Raw genomic sequence first — 15953 nt, forward strand, 5'->3', positions numbered from 1 at the left:
CGCCTTGATTTTACCCCATGACTTGCCGGTTCGTCTCGCTCAGCGCCTGGCTAGACTTGGCCAAAAGCGAACGTTCGTTATCGTCCACGCTCGGTTCGTGAATGGCGACGACGCCTTTGCGTCCGACGGTGGTCGGTAAGGAAAGGCAGACGTCGCGAATGCCAAGAGCGCCATTCTGCAGCGCAGAGACAGGCAGGATTGCTTGCGAATCGCTCTCGATCGCTCTGACGACCTGTTGGATGGAGATCCCGACCGCATAGCCCGCGCCGCCTTTCAATCGGATGACCTCGGCGCCGCCCTTCTTAGTGTAGTCGAAGATCGCGTTCAGGTCGTCCATCGATGCGCCCTGAAAACTCTTGATGCTGGCGCCCCCGATGGTGGCGCTGCTCCAGATGGGCACCATGCTGTCGCCGTGCTCGCCCAATATTAGCGCCTCCACATCGGTCGCGCCAACGGCGAACTTCTCCGCCAAGAGGGACCGAAATCGGCAGGTGTCGAGCACAGTGCCCAGCCCGATGACGCGCTGAGAGGGCAAGCCCGACTCTTTGACTGCCAGATAGGTCAGCACGTCCACTGGATTGGAGACGACCAGAATAACGCAGTCGTCGGCCAAGCGGACCGGTTTAAGACTCGCGAGCACGCTTCGAAACAGATCGACGTTGCGGTTGATCAGTTCTAATCGGCTCTCGTCGGGTTTGCGTCTAAGACCAGCGGTAATCACGACGCACTCGGCGCCCTCCAAGTCCGCGTAGTCGCCCGAGCGGATGCGTTGCGACGAGGACATGGCCGAACCATGCCTCAAATCCAACGCTTCTCCGTCCGCCGCCTCTCGGTTGGCATCGAGCAGTACGATCTCGCTGCCGGTGCCCGTGGTCTGCAAGGCGTATGCGGCGTTCGATCCAACTCGGCCGCCCCCGCCTATAATGCCTATCTTCATTGATCTCCTCCTTGATTTCTAAGCAACGACTCGCATTTCATGGATAATCGCGTCGGTCAGTTCGGTCGTGGTCGCCTTGCCGCCAAGATCGCCTGTCAGTGTTTCGCCTCTCTCCAAAACGCTCAAGACCGCACGCTCAATTCTGTCAGCGGCCTCGATCTCGCCCATGTCCACCAGCATCATCGCGCCGCTCAGGATCAGCGCGATCGGGTTGGCCAAATTGCGACCCGCAATGTCGGGCGCCGAGCCATGGACAGCCTCGTAGAGATGAACATTCTCCCCCACGTTTACGCTCGGAGCCAATCCCAGCCCGCCCACCAAACCAGCGCACAGGTCGGAGAGAATATCGCCATACAGGTTTGGCATCACCATCACGTCGAACTGGTGGGGTTTCGTAACCAGCTGCATACAGGCGTTATCAACGATAATCTCCGAGTACTCAAAGTTCGGAAAGTCTCGGGCGACCTTTTGGCAACACTCCAAAAAGAGACCGTCCGACTTCTTCATGATGTTAGCCTTGTGCACCGCAGTCACTTTCTTCCGATTGTGCCGCTGAGCAAACTCGAACGCATACCGAGCAATCCGAAGGCTGGCGGTTTCGGTGATAATCTTAAGGCTCTCGACAACGCCCGGCACGACCACGTGCTCAAGCCCCGAATAAAGGTCCTCGCTGTTCTCGCGCACCACCACAATATCGACGTTCTTGAACGGCGTCGAGATGCCGGGAGAACTCTTTGCGGGACGGACATTGGCGTACAAGTTCAGCGTCTTGCGCATCAAGACGTTGACGCTGGCATAGCCTGCGCCGATGGGCGTGGTGATAGGACCTTTGATCGCCCAGCGATTGCGAACGATCGACTGAAAAACCTCGTTTGGCACTGGTGTGCCGTATTTGTTGAAGACTTCAGTGCCTGCTTCGTACGTCTCCCACTGGATCGGAACAGCTGTCGCCTCGATCACTTTGACGGTGGCTGCGGCGACTTCGGGGCCGATGCCGTCTCCGGGGATCAGGGTAACGGTGCGATTGGACATTGGTCGGCGTAAGTTTACCCGAGCGGTTCGATAGGAGGCCGAGCAGAATCTGCGAAGTTAGAGAGCATGGACGATGAAGGCTTAATCGAGGCGGCCAAAGCGGCTCGACTGCAGGCTTATGCCCCTTATTCGAATTATCTGGTCGGCGCCGCCATCGTGTGCGAGGACGGCTCGATCCATACAGGCGCTAACGTGGAGAACTCTATCTACGGACTTTCGGTCTGCGCAGAGCGAGTCGCTATTTGGAGCGCGGTCGCCGAAGGGCGCCGCCGGATAACTAAACTGGCGCTGGTTACAGCGGACGGCGGGTTTCCGTGCGGCGCGTGCCGGCAGGTGCTGTTCGAATTTGCCGACCCTGCCGGTTGCCCCGTGCTGATAGCCGACCTTCAGGGCAATGTGCGTCGGACCGATGTCAACGCCCTACTGCCGGAAGGCTTTAGACTGTGACTTCTGTTGAACGGGAATTTTTAGGAATGTAGCACAATTTTGAGTACGAATCGTGCCTAAGATTTCGCGCTTCTTAAGAGTTTTGGGCCGTCCGAATGCTGATCTGAGCGGCCACCTGCTGGGCAATGCTTTTGAGCGCTTGGGCGTGATCGGACAAAGGCATTGCCACTACTGCGGGCTTGCCCGCATCGCTGCTTCGGGATACGTCGGGGTCGAGCGGGATCGAGCCCAAAAAGGGAACTTCCAACCGTTCGGCAATTGCCTGGGCGCCGCGCCCAGGGAAAATCTCGCTGATCTCGCCGCAGCACGGGCATTTGAACGACGCCATGTTCTCCACAACGCCCAAGATCGGCGCCTCTAACCGTTGGAATAGAATGGCCGATTTAGCGGCGATCGAGGCGGCCACATCCTGCGGCGTCATCACCACGACCACTCCGGATAAGGGTACGCCTTGCGCTACGGTGAGGGGCGCGTCGCCCGTGCCTGGCGGCAGATCGACGAGCAGGTAGTCCAGTTCGCCCCATTCGACGTCTTGGAACAGCTGCCGCACCGTGCCTGCGACGATCGGCCCGCGCCACATGGCGGCTTGACCCTCTTCTAACAAAAAGCCGAGCGACATAAGCGAAACGCCATATCGGCGGATGGGCTGCATCTTATCGTTGGCGATGTGCGGCTTTTGGTTCTCGGCCCCCATCATCATGGGGATGCTGGGACCATAGATGTCGGCGTCCAACAGGCCGGTTTTGGCGCCGCTCTCCGCCAGCGCGACGGCCAAATTGACCGAGATAGTCGATTTGCCGACGCCGCCCTTGCCGCTGGCTATGGCGACGATATGCTTCACGCCCGGCAATGCGGAGCCGTCCATGCCGGCCTTCTCCCGCACCCTTGCGGTCATCTGGACTTTGACCTGACCGACCCCCGGGATGGCCGCTAATAACCGTTCGGCTTCGGCCTGCATCTCTTCCTTCACTGGGCAGGCGGGCGTCGTGAGTTCTATGACGGCAGAGGCGATGCCCGATTCGATCTTCGCGCTCTTGACAAAGCCGAGCGAGACGATGTCGCGTCCCAAGTCGGGATCGACGATCTGCGAAAGGCTCGCTAAAATTAGGGGATCGAGGTCTTGGCTCATGCCGCCTCATTCTACCTAACGGGTATCATTTTGTCCGTATGGTCAACACCCCTCTCATCTTTGAACGAAGCGTACCGAACCGTGTTGGAATCGAGCCCCCTGCCTGCGATGTGCCCAAGAAAAGTCTGAGCGAACTGCTCGGCGAGAGCAATTTGCGAACCGATGCGCTGATGTTGCCCGAAGTGAGCGAAATGGACGCCGTGCGGCACTATACGCGGCTTTCGCAGAAGAACTATGGCATCGACACAGGGTTCTATCCGCTGGGGTCGTGCACGATGAAGTACAACCCGCGCATCAACGAAAAGGTGGCCGCGCTGCCCGGGTTTGGCGCGATCCATCCTCTGCAGCCGGCTTCGACGGTGCAGGGCGCCCTTAAGATGCTTTTCGAGCTTCAAAGCGATCTGGCGGCGATCACCGGCTTTCCACAGGTTTGCGTGCAGACTGCCGCCGGGGCGCATGGCGAACTGCTTTGCCTGATGCTGATCAAGCGGTACCACGAATCAAAAGGAGAAGGCGGCGCCCGCCGTTACATTCTGATACCCGACTCGGCGCACGGCACTAATCCGGCATCGGCGGCGCTCTGTGGTTACGAAGTTAAATCGATTCCGACCAACGCAGAAGGCGATACCGATTTGGAAGCGCTCTCAGCGGCGTTGGACAGCTCGGTTGCCGGCATGATGATGACCAACCCGAGCACGCTGGGGCTGTTTGACCGTAATGCCAAGGAGGCGTGTCGGCTGTTGCACGAGGCCGGAGCGCTGGCTTTCTGCGACGGCGCGAACATGAACGCCCTGGTTGGTATTGTAAGGCCAGCGGACGTTGGCTTCGACTGCATGCATCTAAACCTGCACAAGACGTTTTCGACGCCCCACGGCGGAGGCGGGCCGGGCGCCGGGGCGATCGGCGTCTCAGCCGCGTTAGAGCCGTTTTTGCCAACGCCGCTGATCGTCAAGTCGGGCGACGGGTACGGCCTTGAGCACGATCGGCCTCAGGCCGTTGGGCGGATCCACTCTTTCTATGGCAACTTTGGCAATCTGCTTCGAGCCTATGTTTACATTCGATCGTATGGCGGCGACGGATTGCGCGCAATAGGGGAGCATTCCGTGCTGAACGCAAACTACATGCTTTCGCAGATTAGGGAGGAGTTCCCGCCTCATGTGGATCGATACTGTATGCACGAGTGCGTCGTAACGGCGGAGCGATTTAGGCAACACGACGTACGAGCCTTCGACATTGCCAAGCGGCTGTTGGACTACGGTTTTCATCCGCCCACCATGTACTTTCCGCTCATCGTGCCAGAGTGCTTGATGATCGAGCCGACCGAGACAGAAAGCAAACAGACCATCGACTCCTTTGCAGGCGCATTGAAAACCATCGCGCAAGAAGCCCGCGAAAATCCCGACTTGTTGCACGACGCGCCGCTGACGACGCCCGTGCGTCGTTTGGACGAGACGGCGGCCGCGCGCAACCTGCGCCTAAGGTGGCAAGGCGAGACGGTCTATCCCGAGGACGTTCCGGCTTGCGCGTGCTGATCGAGTGGAGCGGAGCTGCCGAGCGCCAAATGGCTCGGGACGCCGAACTGTTCGAAACCCTCAAGGCAGGGGAGACCGCGCTCCGGATTTACGATTGGGATCGACCAGCGCTGACCATCGGTTCTAACAGGCCGCTCGATCCTTCCATCGGCAAAGCGGCGAGAGAGCACGGCATTTGCGTCTATAGGCGTCCTACCAGCGGCGATGCAGTGCTGCACGGGCACGACGTTACGATTGCGCTGACCGTTCGTTCCCCTCAACCAGGCAAGCGAATCAGTCCTCGTTGGCTGATAAGATCCGTCGGCGAAAGGATGATCGGCGCTTTCGGGATGCTCGGGATTAGAGCCGTTCAAGGTTCAAATGCTGTAGGAAGGTCTTCGTCTCAATTCGATTGCTTTAACAACTCTGCGCCTGCGGACATAGCGGAGGCCGAGACCAGCGTCAAACTGATCGGGTGCGCCTACCGAGTGGCCGAGCATGGCGCGCTGTTGCAGGCGTCGATACCGGTTCGCCGTCCGATCCACGATCGGCCGCTCTTTGGGCACGAGATCAAGGTGTTTAAGCTTCTCGAACGCGATGCGGTGGCCGAGGCGCTGGCAGCCAGTTTTTCAGACTTCTAGGCCGTCGTCCGGCACATATTGGCGGAGATATTCCGCCGATTCTTGCAAGTCCGCCAAAATCTGCGCTTCGGTTACGGTCGAACCGGGGATGTATTCTAAGACGAGGCAGATCTCTTCTGGCGGCGCAATGCCGGGGAAAGGCTTGCTCTCCGCAATGGCGTCGATCGCGGCATCCATCCGCACGAAGCCCTTTTCGTTGTGTCTCGCAGTGAACGGCCAATGATGGCTGGCATCCGGGGTGGTCTGTTGAAGGTGGATAACGCGGCACGCTTGGGCATAGCGTCGGAGCCATTCTCGATAGTCGGTGTCCGGCGCGTCCAATCCATAGTGCATCCCGCAGGCGTGTCCAGTATCGACCGTAAGGAACACTGGAACCCCGGCCTTCTTGTCGTTGGCTTCTCGCAGAAAGCGGCCCGCTTCATCCAGGGTCCATGGCTTTTCGCTCGGGATGTACATCTGTTCCTGAAAGATCGCGGTTAGTCCGCGTTCCTCTACCAAGACGGATAGTCCTTGGAATGTTTCTATCAGGCGGTTCCAGAGTCGCTCGGTTTCGTCGGAATCGGCCAGGGTTTCGACCGAGAAGGCGTCCCAGTGCCCTCCGATTGCAGGAGCGCCAATGGCGCAGGCAAGCTGGGCGGCCTGTTCGATCCATTGCATCATTCGCGCTCGAACCGTCCCGCTATAATGGCTCAATCCGTGAAAGCGATGCGTGGCCACGCCCGTGTAAAGATCAACAATCTGGAGCCCTTTATGTCGAGCGATGTTGCCGAACTCGGAGGCTGCATCGCTCTGATAGGACTCATCGCCGCTGAAAAAGGGATCGAGCACATCGGCGCAAAAACTAAGGCGGCGAAAACCACAGGACAACGTTACATCGACCCAGTTTTCCGGCTTTTCCCAACGGCGCGTTAGGAAAGCGCCGTTGACGCCGATCGTCAGCTTCATGCCGCGAAGAGTTTTATCAGAGCCTTGCGATGCTCCTCGGTAGCGACCAAGATAACGGTGTCCCCGGGCGACATCACCATCTGGGAGCAGGGCAATGGCTGACCGTCCCGCACAAGGGCGGCGATCAGGCTTCCTTCGGGCAGCTTCACCTCTTCGACAGCCTTGCCGACAACGGGGGAGTCGGGCGTGATTTCGGCCTCGATAATCTCTATTTGACCTCGCTGAAGAGCGCCGATCGGCAAGACTTCGCCCACCTCGACTTCTTGCTCCAAAAGGTTGATGATGTATCGCGTGCTACAGATCGTCTCCAGAATGCCCAGTCGCTTGAAAAGGCGCTCGTGGCGAGGGTCTCGCACTCGCGCCAAAATGCGCTTGACCTTAAAATAGTCCTTTGCCAATTGCGAGATGATCAGATTGTCCTCGTCATCGCCCGTAGCCGCCACAACAACGTCTGCACGCTTGGCTCCGGCGCTGTTCAGCACGCGCACTTCACAGGCATCGCCATGGATCACGATATCGCTCAGTTCGTGTCCAAGATGCGCCGCGCGCCGACGATCCTTCTCAAGCAGCGCCACTTCATAGCCTTGTTGGGCCAGAGCCTTTGTAAGGTAGTAACCGACATCTCCGCCGCCCGCAACGATCACAAACATTTCGATCTCCTATTCGCTCATCAGCTGCTGTAGTTCTGGCAAAAAAGCGTTGTATTGGTCGATTGGGCCGGACGGCTGCTCGGTCAACCAATCGCGCCAGAGACCCGCGACCATGGCCCCTGGCGTAATGGTAAAAATGCCTTGATTCCGATAGGCGTCGGCGCGAACGGGGTCGTTGACTTTCGCCCCGACTCGTTTGACGCCATAAAGTTCGCGCGCCATCTGAGCGACCATCAGATTCGTGTTGTCGCCCTTTGTGCATGATACGAAGGCCTCGGCGCCTTGTAGGCTCGCCTTCTGCAGGGTGTCTTCGTCCAGACCGTCGCCAACCACCACTTGGCACTTGTGCCGCTTGCCCAGACGGGTAAACGAGGTCGAATCGACATCGATCACGGTAACTTGGTGTCCCTTCTCGCTCATGATCAGAGCCAATGCCGATCCGCTCCGTCCGCATCCCAAGATGACTAAATGCATGCCTTATCCCTCCTCAGGAAATCGCACAGCCCATACGCCGCACTGAGCGTTTCGCAGCACAATGTCCAGGTTGTCTCCCATTAGAGCCACACCAATCCCTTTTCGGCGCCCGGCTTCCATTACGATCACGTCTACCTTTGTGTCTTCCGCCCTTTGCAGGAGCGCTTTGGCAACTTGGTGCGAACGAATGACTTGAGCGGCGCCTTCTATGCCAGCGTCGGTCATGATGGTTTTTGCGTTAGCGATCGCCGCTTCTGCTTGCGCCATGCCGGGCGGATTCGGATCGTCCGTCGAGACGGAACGGGGCAGTTCTAGGACGTGCACCGCCTCGATTTCAGCCCCTACTGCCATAGCGACCTCGCAAGCCAGTTCTAAGGTGCGGCGGTCGTTGGCACGGCCAGGCACTGCGACCAACAGCTTCTGGGGAAGGCTTTCTTCACCGGCGTCGCCAAAGCCAAGCAAACGCATACCTTTCAATCTTACCCCAAGCCAGGAAGCGGGGTCTCTTTGGCGAAGAATCGAGCAATGCAACTTGAGTTCGAAGCCTTCTCCGTAACGAAGAAAGTACCTCTCACCATCAGCCGCGGCACGACCGCACAGACTCATAATGTTTGGGTGCGAATCAGCGGCGAAAGCACTGAAGGTTGGGGCGAGGCTTCGCCGTTCGGCGTGGGCGACACGGCTCAATCGACCGATCTCATCTTGTCCGAACTTGCGAGGTCGAGGCCGTTGGTCGGTTCGATCGAACCGTGGGAGATTTCAAGAACTGAAGGCCTACTGATCGGCGAGAAGGTGTGCTCTGCCGCTCGCACGGCTATCAATCTGGCGCAATGGGATTGGGTAGGGAAGAAGGCCGGATTGCCGGTCTGGAAAATGCTGGGCTTGGGCCGTAACAATCTCGTCCCAACTAGCGTAACAATTGGCATAGGATCGCCCCAAGAGGCGATTGAGCGACTGGACAAGTGGCGTCAAGAAACATCTGCGGCGTCTCTGAAGATTAAATTAGGAAGCCCTGAAGGCACAAGCGCGGACAAGGCGATGATGGAGGCTCTGATCAAGGAAGCCGGAGACGGCATGGCGCTGCGAGTAGACGCGAACGGCGGTTGGTCTCTATCGGACGCGATCGAGATGTGCAACTGGCTGAAAGGGCGCGGGGTCGATTATGTCGAGCAGCCCCTCAAGCGCGGAAACGAGGAGGAACTGATCGATCTTAAGCGCTCCACATCGATGCCCATATACATCGACGAGAGCTGTTGGACCAAGGCCGACATCCTCGCCTATGCCGATCGGGTCGATGGCATCAACATCAAACTCATGAAGTGCGGCGGAATCAGCGAGGCTTTGCGGATGGTCGCAGTGGCCAATGCGCTGGGCATCAAGGTGATGTACGGCTGCTATTCCGACACGTCGCTAGCCATATCGGGCGCGTCCCAAATCTCGTCGCTGGCAGATCATCTCGATCTGGACAGCCACTTGAACTTGGCCGACGACCCGTTTGAGGGAGTCTCTATGATCGATGGCCGAATTGTGCCGACCGACCGACCGGGCTTGGGGGTCGTAAGGCGTGAGAATTGAGCCTAATACAAAGTCGGCGATCTTGTATCACGGCGGCTTCTTGGGTCCCTACGGCAAGACCGGCAATGCTCTGTTGCGCTACGCGGACTTTGACTTTGTGGCCGTCATCGATAGCGAGCGCGCAGGGCAATCGATCGAGGCTCTGAGCGGCATCCCGTGCAAGGCGCCCATAGTCGCCACGGTGGAAGAAGCGCTGGCCTATGGGCCCGAAGTTCTCTTTATAGGCATTGCGCCGCCCGGCGGCACTCTGCCTGAGCCATGGCGTGCAGACATTGTGTCGGCGCTGAAGGGAGGCATGAGCCTAGTGAACGGCCTGCACGGCTCAATGGCGGAGGACCCTGAGTTCGCCGCGGCGCTTCAGCCCAATAGGTTCATTTGGGACTGTCGATTGCCGGAAAAGATATCGACCAACGGCTCGGGAGCGGCCAGAACGCTGGACTGTTTTCGCGTGCTGACCGTAGGCGCAGATATGGCGGCCGGCAAGATGACTACAAGCCTGCTGGTTCATCGCGCTCTGGTTGGAGAAGGCATATCGAGCCGCTTTCTGGCAACCGGACAGACCGGGATCATGATATGCGGCGAGGGGTTTCCTTTAGACGCCTATCGCGTCGATTTTGCAAGCGGGGCTGTGGAGACCTATGTCCGGCGCATGGCCGACTGCCGGGTGTTGAACATCGAAGGCCAGGGATCGCTGTTCAATCCAGCGTCTACGGCGACGTTGCCTCTGCTTCGAGGCGCTCAGCCGCAAGCGATGATTTACTGTACGCGGGCTTTTCAGACGCATTGCCGCCGATACGACCATGTGCCGATTCCGCCGCTTCCTGAGGCTATTCGAATTTGCGAGGAGGTTGCGTCCGCGGGCGGCTCGTTCGAACCGGGCAAGGTCTTAGGCATCGCGATCAACACGTTTGGTCTGGACGAGCAAGAGGCTCGGCGCGCAATCGACGAGGCTGAGAGCTCTACTGGACTTTGTGCAACCGACCCGGTTCGCTTTGGGGTTCGGGGCATCGTCGAAGCGATCAAGGCGCAGCTCTGATGTTCCAAGAGGTATCAGTCAGGTCGCAAGAAGGTCTTAAGAAAGACCTTGTGGCAGTCGAGGAGCCGCTCGCGATCACGCTTATTCAGGAGCGCGCAGAGGGTTGCGAAGAGCATCCATTTGCCATCACCATGCGTACGCCGGGGAACGACTATGAGTTGGTCATGGGTCTCTTGTTCACAGAGGGCGTCGTATCGGCTGCCAGCGATGTTCAGGCAATGGCCTGCTTAGAGGGCGACGAGAATGTGATGACGGTGCGACTCCTGCCGAGCGTGGCCATAGACCCAGATCTGTTTCGTCGCAGCGTTACGGCCACTTCCGCATGTGGGCTGTGCGGTCGCGTTGCAATCGACAACTTGTTGGCCGATTATCCTAAGGCCGTGTGGAGCCTTCCGCCCTTAAAGGCGTCTCTGCTTTGTCAATTGCCGTCCGTTGCTCAAGAAGCGCAGGAGCTGTTTCGGACCACGGCCTGCGCTCATTCGTCGGCTTTGTTCGACCCGCATGGTCGCTTGATCAAGCTCTTTGAAGACGTGGGCCGCCACAATGCCATGGACAAGTTGATCGGATGGGCGGCGATCAACGACCAACTTCCGTTAGAAAACCGCATAGCCCTGTGCAGCGGAAGGCTGGCATTCGAGCTCGTTCAAAAGAGCGCGCGGGCCGGCATTCCGATCCTGGCTGCCGTCGGGGCGCCGACCTCGCTAGCGGTCGAATTAGCCGAGAGAACAGGCATTACGCTGGTTGGATTCTTGCGCCAAGACCGATTCAACGTCTATGCTCACAGCGAGAGAATCTCATGTTGAGCCTGCGGTGCGCGATCCTCGCGGGCGGGCGCTCGTCGCGCCTCGGCCAAGACAAGCGATTTCTCTCGATCCGAGGTCGAACTTGCTTTCAGCGGGCGTTGGACGCCGTTGCCGAGTTAGATCCTGCGCCATTCCTGCTGGTGCGGGACGAAGAGGATGCTCGGCAGTTAAAATGCGCGACGTGTGCGATTCTTACAGACCCTTTGCCCGGCGAGGGGCCTTTGGCGGCGCTGGCCAACGCGCTGGACCGCCTGGACAAAGATTGGCTGCTGCTTCTGGCCGTGGACTATCCGCTTGTAACGCCTTTCTTCCTTAAGCGCATGACGACCTATGCCGAAAGAGACGGCAGAGATTCGCTCTGCATTGTGCCCTGCGAGGGAGAGATGCCGCATGTAACCTGCGCTCTCTATTCGAAGCTGACCGCACCTTCATGCCAGAAGTTTGTGGACGAAGGCGGGCGATCGATACAGCGATGGATACGCACCCTCTCGCCCATTTCGTTCGTCGATGAGTCGATTTGGGGCCGTTGGGGAGCGTACAAGCCGTTGCTCAATTTGAACACGGTCGCAGACCTTGAGGCGTTGGAAAGCCTAGACGAGCAAGGGTATACTTGAACCCAAATTCGAACCACGGAGGGCGTTTCGACATGAACCTTGAACAACGATTGCAAGATGCTATAGAGCCCTATCGACTTCTGAATCACCCGTTCTATCAGGCTTGGAGCGAAGGGACCTTGCCGATTGAAAAACTGCGCGTCTATGCGGAGGAGTACGGCGCCCTGGTTGGACTGCTACCGATGGGCTGGACCGTTCAAAACGACGAGGAAACCCAGCACGAGGAAGAGGAGCATATCGAACTGTGGGAAGAGTTTGCCCACGGCCTTGACACGCACGCTGGGGAAGGCACGATCGCCCAGACTAAGACCCTGGTGGAAACGACCAGACGGCTGTTCGGCAACCGGGCAACCGCGCTCGGGGCGCTTTATGCGTTCGAAGTGCAGCAGCCCGAGACAGCCTCGTCCAAACTAGACGGTTTGCGACAGTTCTATAGCCTGCCGACCGAGGTGGAGCCTTACTTTATCGAGCATAGCAAGAACCATCACGAGGCCGAGAAACTGATAGCCCGACTGACGCAGCTGAGCGATGAGGACCAGGCGATCGCGATCGCTGCTTGCGGCGAGATGGCCAAGGCGCTCTACGACGCCCTGACCGGCATTCACGGCGAAGCTGCAGCCTGAGTCTCGATGATCTGTTGAGGGGCGATGCCAGCGTCTAGGCTCGCCCCCAAAGCCTTCGCCGCGTCTGTATCGAAAAGCACCCCGATCAATTCCGAACCCGTAACCGTGCCGCCCTGTCGCCACACCAACTCGCAGATTCTATGAAAGACGCTGGTTACGTTCGTGGCGTCCAAACGGGACAAATTCAGGGATATCTGGGCATGGCCTCGTTGGGGGAGCCAGACGCCGATCGCCCGAACGCCGGTCAGCTCTGGCTCGGTGTCTCGCAATTCTCGCACCTGCTTGGCCACTTCTTTAGCACACTGCAAGTCGTCTGCCGTTAAGTTCACGTTAAACGCGGCCAACGGTCGGCGCACGCCCATTATGGTAGCGCCCGCCGTTGGATGTAAGCGCGATCCGCCATAGTCCGGCTTTCGCAAGCCGTTCAAGGTCTGACCGACCCATCCTTCAAACTCGCCTTTGCGCAAAGTCGGCAGGTCGGCAATTCGTCCCGGTTTGGCGGATTGTTCATACAAATAGACTGGTGTGCCAACGTCCTTCGCATAACGCTTGGCAATGCGATGAGACGCGATGACTGCTTCCTCTTCTCTTGCTGGATCAAATAACACGAACGGCATCACATCCAGCGCGCCGATCCTTGGATGCGCGCCTTCGTGCTTGTTAAGATCGATCATCTCTCGCGCAACCATGCCCGAGTCGATGACAGCCTTGGCAACGTGCCGCGCGAGGCCAGAATAGGCAAAGACAGTGCGATTGTGATCGGCATCGGGCCATTCGCCATGAAACTCGACGCGATGGGACGCAATGGCGTCTCGGATTGCTTGGAGGACCTTTGGGCGACGGCCCTCTGAGAAGTTGGGGACGCATAGAAGGCGCAAACCCTTCATGCCGCCAAGTTTACCAGCCTGTTATGCGGCCAGTCCTTGGAGAGGCGATTCGCTCAACTCGGCTTCGCAGCCAATGATCACGGCTTGGAGCTGATTAGGGGTCAGTTTTAGGATTTCGAGAGTCCACTTTGGAGGCGCCGGCTCTTCTTCTTCGATCTGTTTCCTGACAAGATGGGCCGTCCAGTCCGCAAGTTGAGTAACGGCGGTCAGCCAGGGTTCTTCGAGCGCGGCAGGGTCATCCTCATGATGCTGTCCGATCGCATTTGCAAGATTTTCGGGGAATCGCCAGTGGAGGCTGACCAAACGACCCAGCTCCGCATGTTCGCAAGTGAAAATCTCTTGCTCGGCGGGCAACGTCGGTACGCCTTGGGCGACCAGTTGCTCTACCAGATCGTAATCTTCGCCGCCATATCGATCCAGCAGCGGCTTGCCAATGTCGTGCAACAATCCGGCGGTGTAGGCCTCTTCGGGCGATGCTTCGTGAGATTGGGAGGCGATCAGCCGGGCGCACAATCCGACATCGATGGAGTGTCGCCACCACTGCCTTCTTCGAACGTTCTCTCGATCGGCCTTGCCTAAGAACAGCTCGAACATGCCAGCCGTGGTCGCGATGTGGCGTATTGTCTGAAAACCCAAGAAGACCACCGCTTCCTTAATCGAAGCAATCTTTCGCGGCAGACTGTAGTAAGCCGAATTGACGGTGTTCAAGACGCGAGAAGACATGCCGGGGTCGATCGAGATGACGGCTTCCAATTCTTTGGCTGTGGCATGGGGATTGGACGTTAGGTCGATAACTTGATGAACGACCTGAGGCAGAACCGCAATGTCCCGGATCTGTGCGATTATCTTGTTGCCATCGTTCATCTATGTGCTCCTTGGCAAATCTATCCGCTGTAGATAACGCGGACAATCTCCTCGATCGTTGTTTCGCCCATCAGCGCTTTGCACAGCGCGTCGTACTTCAGCGGTCTCATGCCCGTTGCCAGCGCCGTTTCTCGTATGCTGTGCGCTGCAGAGTGCTTCAGTATCTGGTCCCTAATCTCGTCGTTGATCGTCATCAGTTCGTGCAATCCCGTACGGCCCTTGTATCCCGTCCGCTTGCAGAAGTCGCATCCCGCGCCGCGATAGAGCTTGACTCGTTCGGGCGGATTGGGCAAGTCGAAACCCTGAGCGAGCAATTCATGGTAGGGGATTGTGTACTCTTCCTTGCATCGAGGGCAGATCGTTCGGGCCAGTCTTTGCGCCAGTACGGCGACCAAAGACGAAGCGATCATGAAGGGTTCGACGCCCATTTCGGTCAGGCGAGGCGGCGCGCTGGGGGCGTCGTTCGTATGCAAGGTAGACAGGACTAAGTGCCCGGTCAAAGCCGATTCGACCGCGATTGTCGCCGTCTCTTGGTCTCGCATCTCGCCGACCATGATGATATCGGGGTCTTGACGAAGCATGGCTCTCAAAGCCCGTCCGAAGGTCAAACCGGCCTTGTGGTTAACCTGCACCTGGTTGACGCCCGCAAGTTCATATTCGGCAGGATCCTCTGCTGTAATTATGTTGACCAATCCGGTGTTAAGTTGCGAGAGAATTGAGTAAAGGGTTGTGGACTTTCCCGAACCTGTAGGGCCCGTTACCAAGATGATCCCATAGGTGCGCGCGCAGACCTCTTCTAATTTCGTCAGCGTGTCGCTCAAAAAGCCTAGCTTGCTCAGACCGATCCGTATGTTGCCTTTGTCCAGGACGCGCATGACGACTTTCTCGCCATAGAGACAAGGCAGGGTGGAGACGCGAAAATCATACTCGTGCCCATCGATCGTCGCGCTGATGCGATTGTCCTGAGGCACGCGCTTCTCGGCGATGTCCATTTCGGACATGATCTTGAATCGCGAAACGAGCGATGCCTGCACGCGCTTGGGCAGCACCATATTGTCCAGCATGACGCCATCGACGCGGTAGCGAACTTTGACGCACTCTTTAGTCGGCTCGACGTGGATGTCGCTCGCGCCGTCCGCAATCGCCTGAGTGATGATCATGTTGGCCAGGCGGACAATTGGCGCGTCTTCGCCCAACTCTCGGAGTTCTTCGACGCTGAGCTCCTCTTCTTGCTCTTTGGTGATGGCGATCTCGTTGCTTGCAAACTCCTGCATCACCTGTTCGACGGCTTTGACCACCGAGGCGTCGTTTCGGTAGTATTGGCGCTGGATGGCCTGTATATCCTCTTCGACAGCAATGTAGGCCTCGACCTCGCAACCGGTCAGAAGGCGGATTTCGTCGATGGCAAAGATGTCGAGCGGCTTGGCCATGGCGACACAGAGCCGGTTGTCTTCGTGCTTGAAAGGAACGGCTTTGTACCGTCTGGAGGCTTCGGCCGAAAGGAGCTTGACGGCGCCTTCTTCGGCGCTCGTTTCGCTCGGATCGTAAAAGGGCACTCCCCAGTGCGCGCCCAGGGCGCGAGTGCGGTCTCGGTCTGTTATAAAGCCAAATTGCACGAGGATGTCGCCTATCGGTTGAGTGGCGCCTTCCTCGTGCTGTTTGGCCAATGCCTGCTGCAGCTGGTCGTTGTCGATCAGCCCGAGCTGAACAAAGAGTTCCCCTGTGTACAGTGTTTCATTCCCCCGTTCTTCTCCAAGGTTGGGCGCCGCCGGACGACGGCGCCCA

18 protein-coding genes are annotated in these 15953 nt (G+C 58.2%); 8 read left to right on the forward strand and 10 right to left on the reverse strand.

From position 1 onward, the window contains the following. Window positions 1-10: 10 nt before the first annotated feature. Entirely contained in the window at window positions 11-937 is a 927-nt protein-coding gene (locus HUU60_01565) for an L-lactate dehydrogenase (GenBank protein ID NUL81393.1), read from the reverse strand. A gap of 18 nt (window positions 938-955) precedes the next feature. Then, the gene (locus HUU60_01570) at window positions 956-1969 is read right to left on the reverse strand and encodes an isocitrate dehydrogenase (NAD(+)) (GenBank protein NUL81394.1); all 1014 of its coding nucleotides are present in this window, start codon (window positions 1967-1969) and stop codon (window positions 956-958) included. Window positions 1970-2035: 66 nt separating this feature from the next. Here HUU60_01570 and cdd point away from each other — a divergent pair, with 66 nt between their 5' ends. Beyond that, window positions 2036-2416, forward strand: coding sequence for a cytidine deaminase (gene cdd / locus HUU60_01575; protein NUL81395.1), 381 nt, complete (start codon window positions 2036-2038; stop codon window positions 2414-2416). A gap of 73 nt (window positions 2417-2489) precedes the next feature. On the opposite strand, the gene HUU60_01580 is transcribed toward cdd, so the two are convergent. Continuing rightward, complete coding sequence (locus HUU60_01580) at window positions 2490-3545, reverse strand: Mrp/NBP35 family ATP-binding protein (GenBank protein NUL81396.1); 1056 nt, start codon at window positions 3543-3545, stop codon at window positions 2490-2492. A gap of 38 nt (window positions 3546-3583) precedes the next feature. Here HUU60_01580 and gcvPB point away from each other — a divergent pair, with 38 nt between their 5' ends. Both gcvPB and HUU60_01590 read left to right on the forward strand, forming a co-directional pair. Further along, complete coding sequence (gcvPB, locus tag HUU60_01585) at window positions 3584-5077, forward strand: aminomethyl-transferring glycine dehydrogenase subunit GcvPB (protein NUL81397.1); 1494 nt, start codon at window positions 3584-3586, stop codon at window positions 5075-5077. After that, entirely contained in the window at window positions 5065-5697 is a 633-nt protein-coding gene (locus HUU60_01590) for a lipoate--protein ligase family protein (GenBank protein ID NUL81398.1), read from the forward strand. Before gcvPB ends, HUU60_01590 begins: the two co-directional genes overlap by 13 nt. Here HUU60_01590 and HUU60_01595 read toward each other — a convergent pair. Genes HUU60_01595 through HUU60_01610 form a run of 4 tightly spaced genes read right to left on the reverse strand, consistent with a single transcriptional unit; the run spans window position 5686 to window position 8234 of the window. Further along, a complete protein-coding gene (locus HUU60_01595) occupies window positions 5686-6642 on the reverse strand; it encodes a TIM barrel protein (protein ID NUL81399.1) in 957 nt (318 codons plus the stop codon). The two genes, HUU60_01590 and HUU60_01595, sit on opposite strands and share 12 nt — an antisense overlap. Continuing rightward, entirely contained in the window at window positions 6639-7292 is a 654-nt protein-coding gene (locus HUU60_01600; protein ID NUL81400.1) for an NAD-binding protein, read from the reverse strand. Before HUU60_01600 ends, HUU60_01595 begins: the two co-directional genes overlap by 4 nt. A gap of 9 nt (window positions 7293-7301) precedes the next feature. Next, window positions 7302-7766, reverse strand: coding sequence for a TrkA family potassium uptake protein (locus HUU60_01605; GenBank protein ID NUL81401.1), 465 nt, complete (start codon window positions 7764-7766; stop codon window positions 7302-7304). 3 nt (window positions 7767-7769) lie between these two features. Continuing rightward, a complete protein-coding gene (locus HUU60_01610) occupies window positions 7770-8234 on the reverse strand; it encodes a universal stress protein (protein ID NUL81402.1) in 465 nt (154 codons plus the stop codon). Window positions 8235-8291: 57 nt separating this feature from the next. On the opposite strand from HUU60_01610, the gene HUU60_01615 reads away from it, so the two are divergent. The 5 genes from HUU60_01615 to HUU60_01635 are packed head-to-tail and all read left to right on the forward strand — an operon-like array spanning window position 8292 to window position 12417. After that, on the forward strand, window positions 8292-9341 hold the full coding sequence (locus HUU60_01615; GenBank protein NUL81403.1) for a dipeptide epimerase: 1050 nt from the start codon (window positions 8292-8294) through the stop codon (window positions 9339-9341). Then, window positions 9331-10377, forward strand: a complete 1047-nt coding sequence (locus tag HUU60_01620) for a DUF1611 domain-containing protein (GenBank protein NUL81404.1) — start codon at window positions 9331-9333, stop codon at window positions 10375-10377. Before HUU60_01615 ends, HUU60_01620 begins: the two co-directional genes overlap by 11 nt. Continuing rightward, entirely contained in the window at window positions 10377-11180 is an 804-nt protein-coding gene (fdhD, locus tag HUU60_01625) for a formate dehydrogenase accessory sulfurtransferase FdhD (GenBank protein NUL81405.1), read from the forward strand. Before HUU60_01620 ends, fdhD begins: the two co-directional genes overlap by 1 nt. Continuing rightward, complete coding sequence (locus HUU60_01630) at window positions 11174-11794, forward strand: molybdenum cofactor guanylyltransferase (protein ID NUL81406.1); 621 nt, start codon at window positions 11174-11176, stop codon at window positions 11792-11794. Before fdhD ends, HUU60_01630 begins: the two co-directional genes overlap by 7 nt. A gap of 32 nt (window positions 11795-11826) precedes the next feature. Further along, entirely contained in the window at window positions 11827-12417 is a 591-nt protein-coding gene (locus HUU60_01635) for an iron-containing redox enzyme family protein (protein NUL81407.1), read from the forward strand. Here HUU60_01635 and ftcD read toward each other — a convergent pair. Genes ftcD through tadA form a run of 3 tightly spaced genes read right to left on the reverse strand, consistent with a single transcriptional unit; the run spans window position 12396 to window position 15898 of the window. Further along, a complete protein-coding gene (gene ftcD, locus HUU60_01640; GenBank protein ID NUL81408.1) occupies window positions 12396-13304 on the reverse strand; it encodes a glutamate formimidoyltransferase in 909 nt (302 codons plus the stop codon). The two genes, HUU60_01635 and ftcD, sit on opposite strands and share 22 nt — an antisense overlap. A gap of 21 nt (window positions 13305-13325) precedes the next feature. Next, the gene (locus HUU60_01645) at window positions 13326-14168 is read right to left on the reverse strand and encodes an HDOD domain-containing protein (protein NUL81409.1); all 843 of its coding nucleotides are present in this window, start codon (window positions 14166-14168) and stop codon (window positions 13326-13328) included. Between the two features lie 20 nt (window positions 14169-14188). Continuing rightward, entirely contained in the window at window positions 14189-15898 is a 1710-nt protein-coding gene (tadA, locus tag HUU60_01650) for a Flp pilus assembly complex ATPase component TadA (protein NUL81410.1), read from the reverse strand. Window positions 15899-15953 lie beyond the last annotated feature (55 nt).

This window comes from Armatimonadota bacterium (genome assembly GCA_013359125.1).
GTDB lineage: Bacteria > Armatimonadota > Fimbriimonadia > Fimbriimonadales > GBS-DC > JABWCR01.

Excerpts from the sequence above, each read along its gene's own strand:
- HUU60_01565 (NUL81393.1), bottom strand. The coding sequence starts at position 937 with ATGAAGATAGGCATTATAGGCGGGGGCGGCCGAGTTGGATCGAACGCC.
- HUU60_01570 (NUL81394.1), bottom strand. The coding sequence starts at position 1,969 with ATGTCCAATCGCACCGTTACCCTGATCCCCGGAGACGGCATCGGCCCC.
- cdd (NUL81395.1), top strand. The coding sequence starts at position 2,036 with ATGGACGATGAAGGCTTAATCGAGGCGGCCAAAGCGGCTCGACTGCAG.
- HUU60_01580 (NUL81396.1), bottom strand. The coding sequence starts at position 3,545 with ATGAGCCAAGACCTCGATCCCCTAATTTTAGCGAGCCTTTCGCAGATC.
- gcvPB (NUL81397.1), top strand. The coding sequence starts at position 3,584 with ATGGTCAACACCCCTCTCATCTTTGAACGAAGCGTACCGAACCGTGTT.
- HUU60_01595 (NUL81399.1), bottom strand. The coding sequence starts at position 6,642 with ATGAAGCTGACGATCGGCGTCAACGGCGCTTTCCTAACGCGCCGTTGG.
- HUU60_01600 (NUL81400.1), bottom strand. The coding sequence starts at position 7,292 with ATGTTTGTGATCGTTGCGGGCGGCGGAGATGTCGGTTACTACCTTACA.
- HUU60_01605 (NUL81401.1), bottom strand. The coding sequence starts at position 7,766 with ATGCATTTAGTCATCTTGGGATGCGGACGGAGCGGATCGGCATTGGCT.
- HUU60_01610 (NUL81402.1), bottom strand. The coding sequence starts at position 8,234 with ATGCGTTTGCTTGGCTTTGGCGACGCCGGTGAAGAAAGCCTTCCCCAG.
- HUU60_01615 (NUL81403.1), top strand. The coding sequence starts at position 8,292 with ATGCAACTTGAGTTCGAAGCCTTCTCCGTAACGAAGAAAGTACCTCTC.
- fdhD (NUL81405.1), top strand. The coding sequence starts at position 10,377 with ATGTTCCAAGAGGTATCAGTCAGGTCGCAAGAAGGTCTTAAGAAAGAC.
- HUU60_01630 (NUL81406.1), top strand. The coding sequence starts at position 11,174 with ATGTTGAGCCTGCGGTGCGCGATCCTCGCGGGCGGGCGCTCGTCGCGC.
- HUU60_01635 (NUL81407.1), top strand. The coding sequence starts at position 11,827 with ATGAACCTTGAACAACGATTGCAAGATGCTATAGAGCCCTATCGACTT.
- ftcD (NUL81408.1), bottom strand. The coding sequence starts at position 13,304 with ATGAAGGGTTTGCGCCTTCTATGCGTCCCCAACTTCTCAGAGGGCCGT.
- HUU60_01645 (NUL81409.1), bottom strand. The coding sequence starts at position 14,168 with ATGAACGATGGCAACAAGATAATCGCACAGATCCGGGACATTGCGGTT.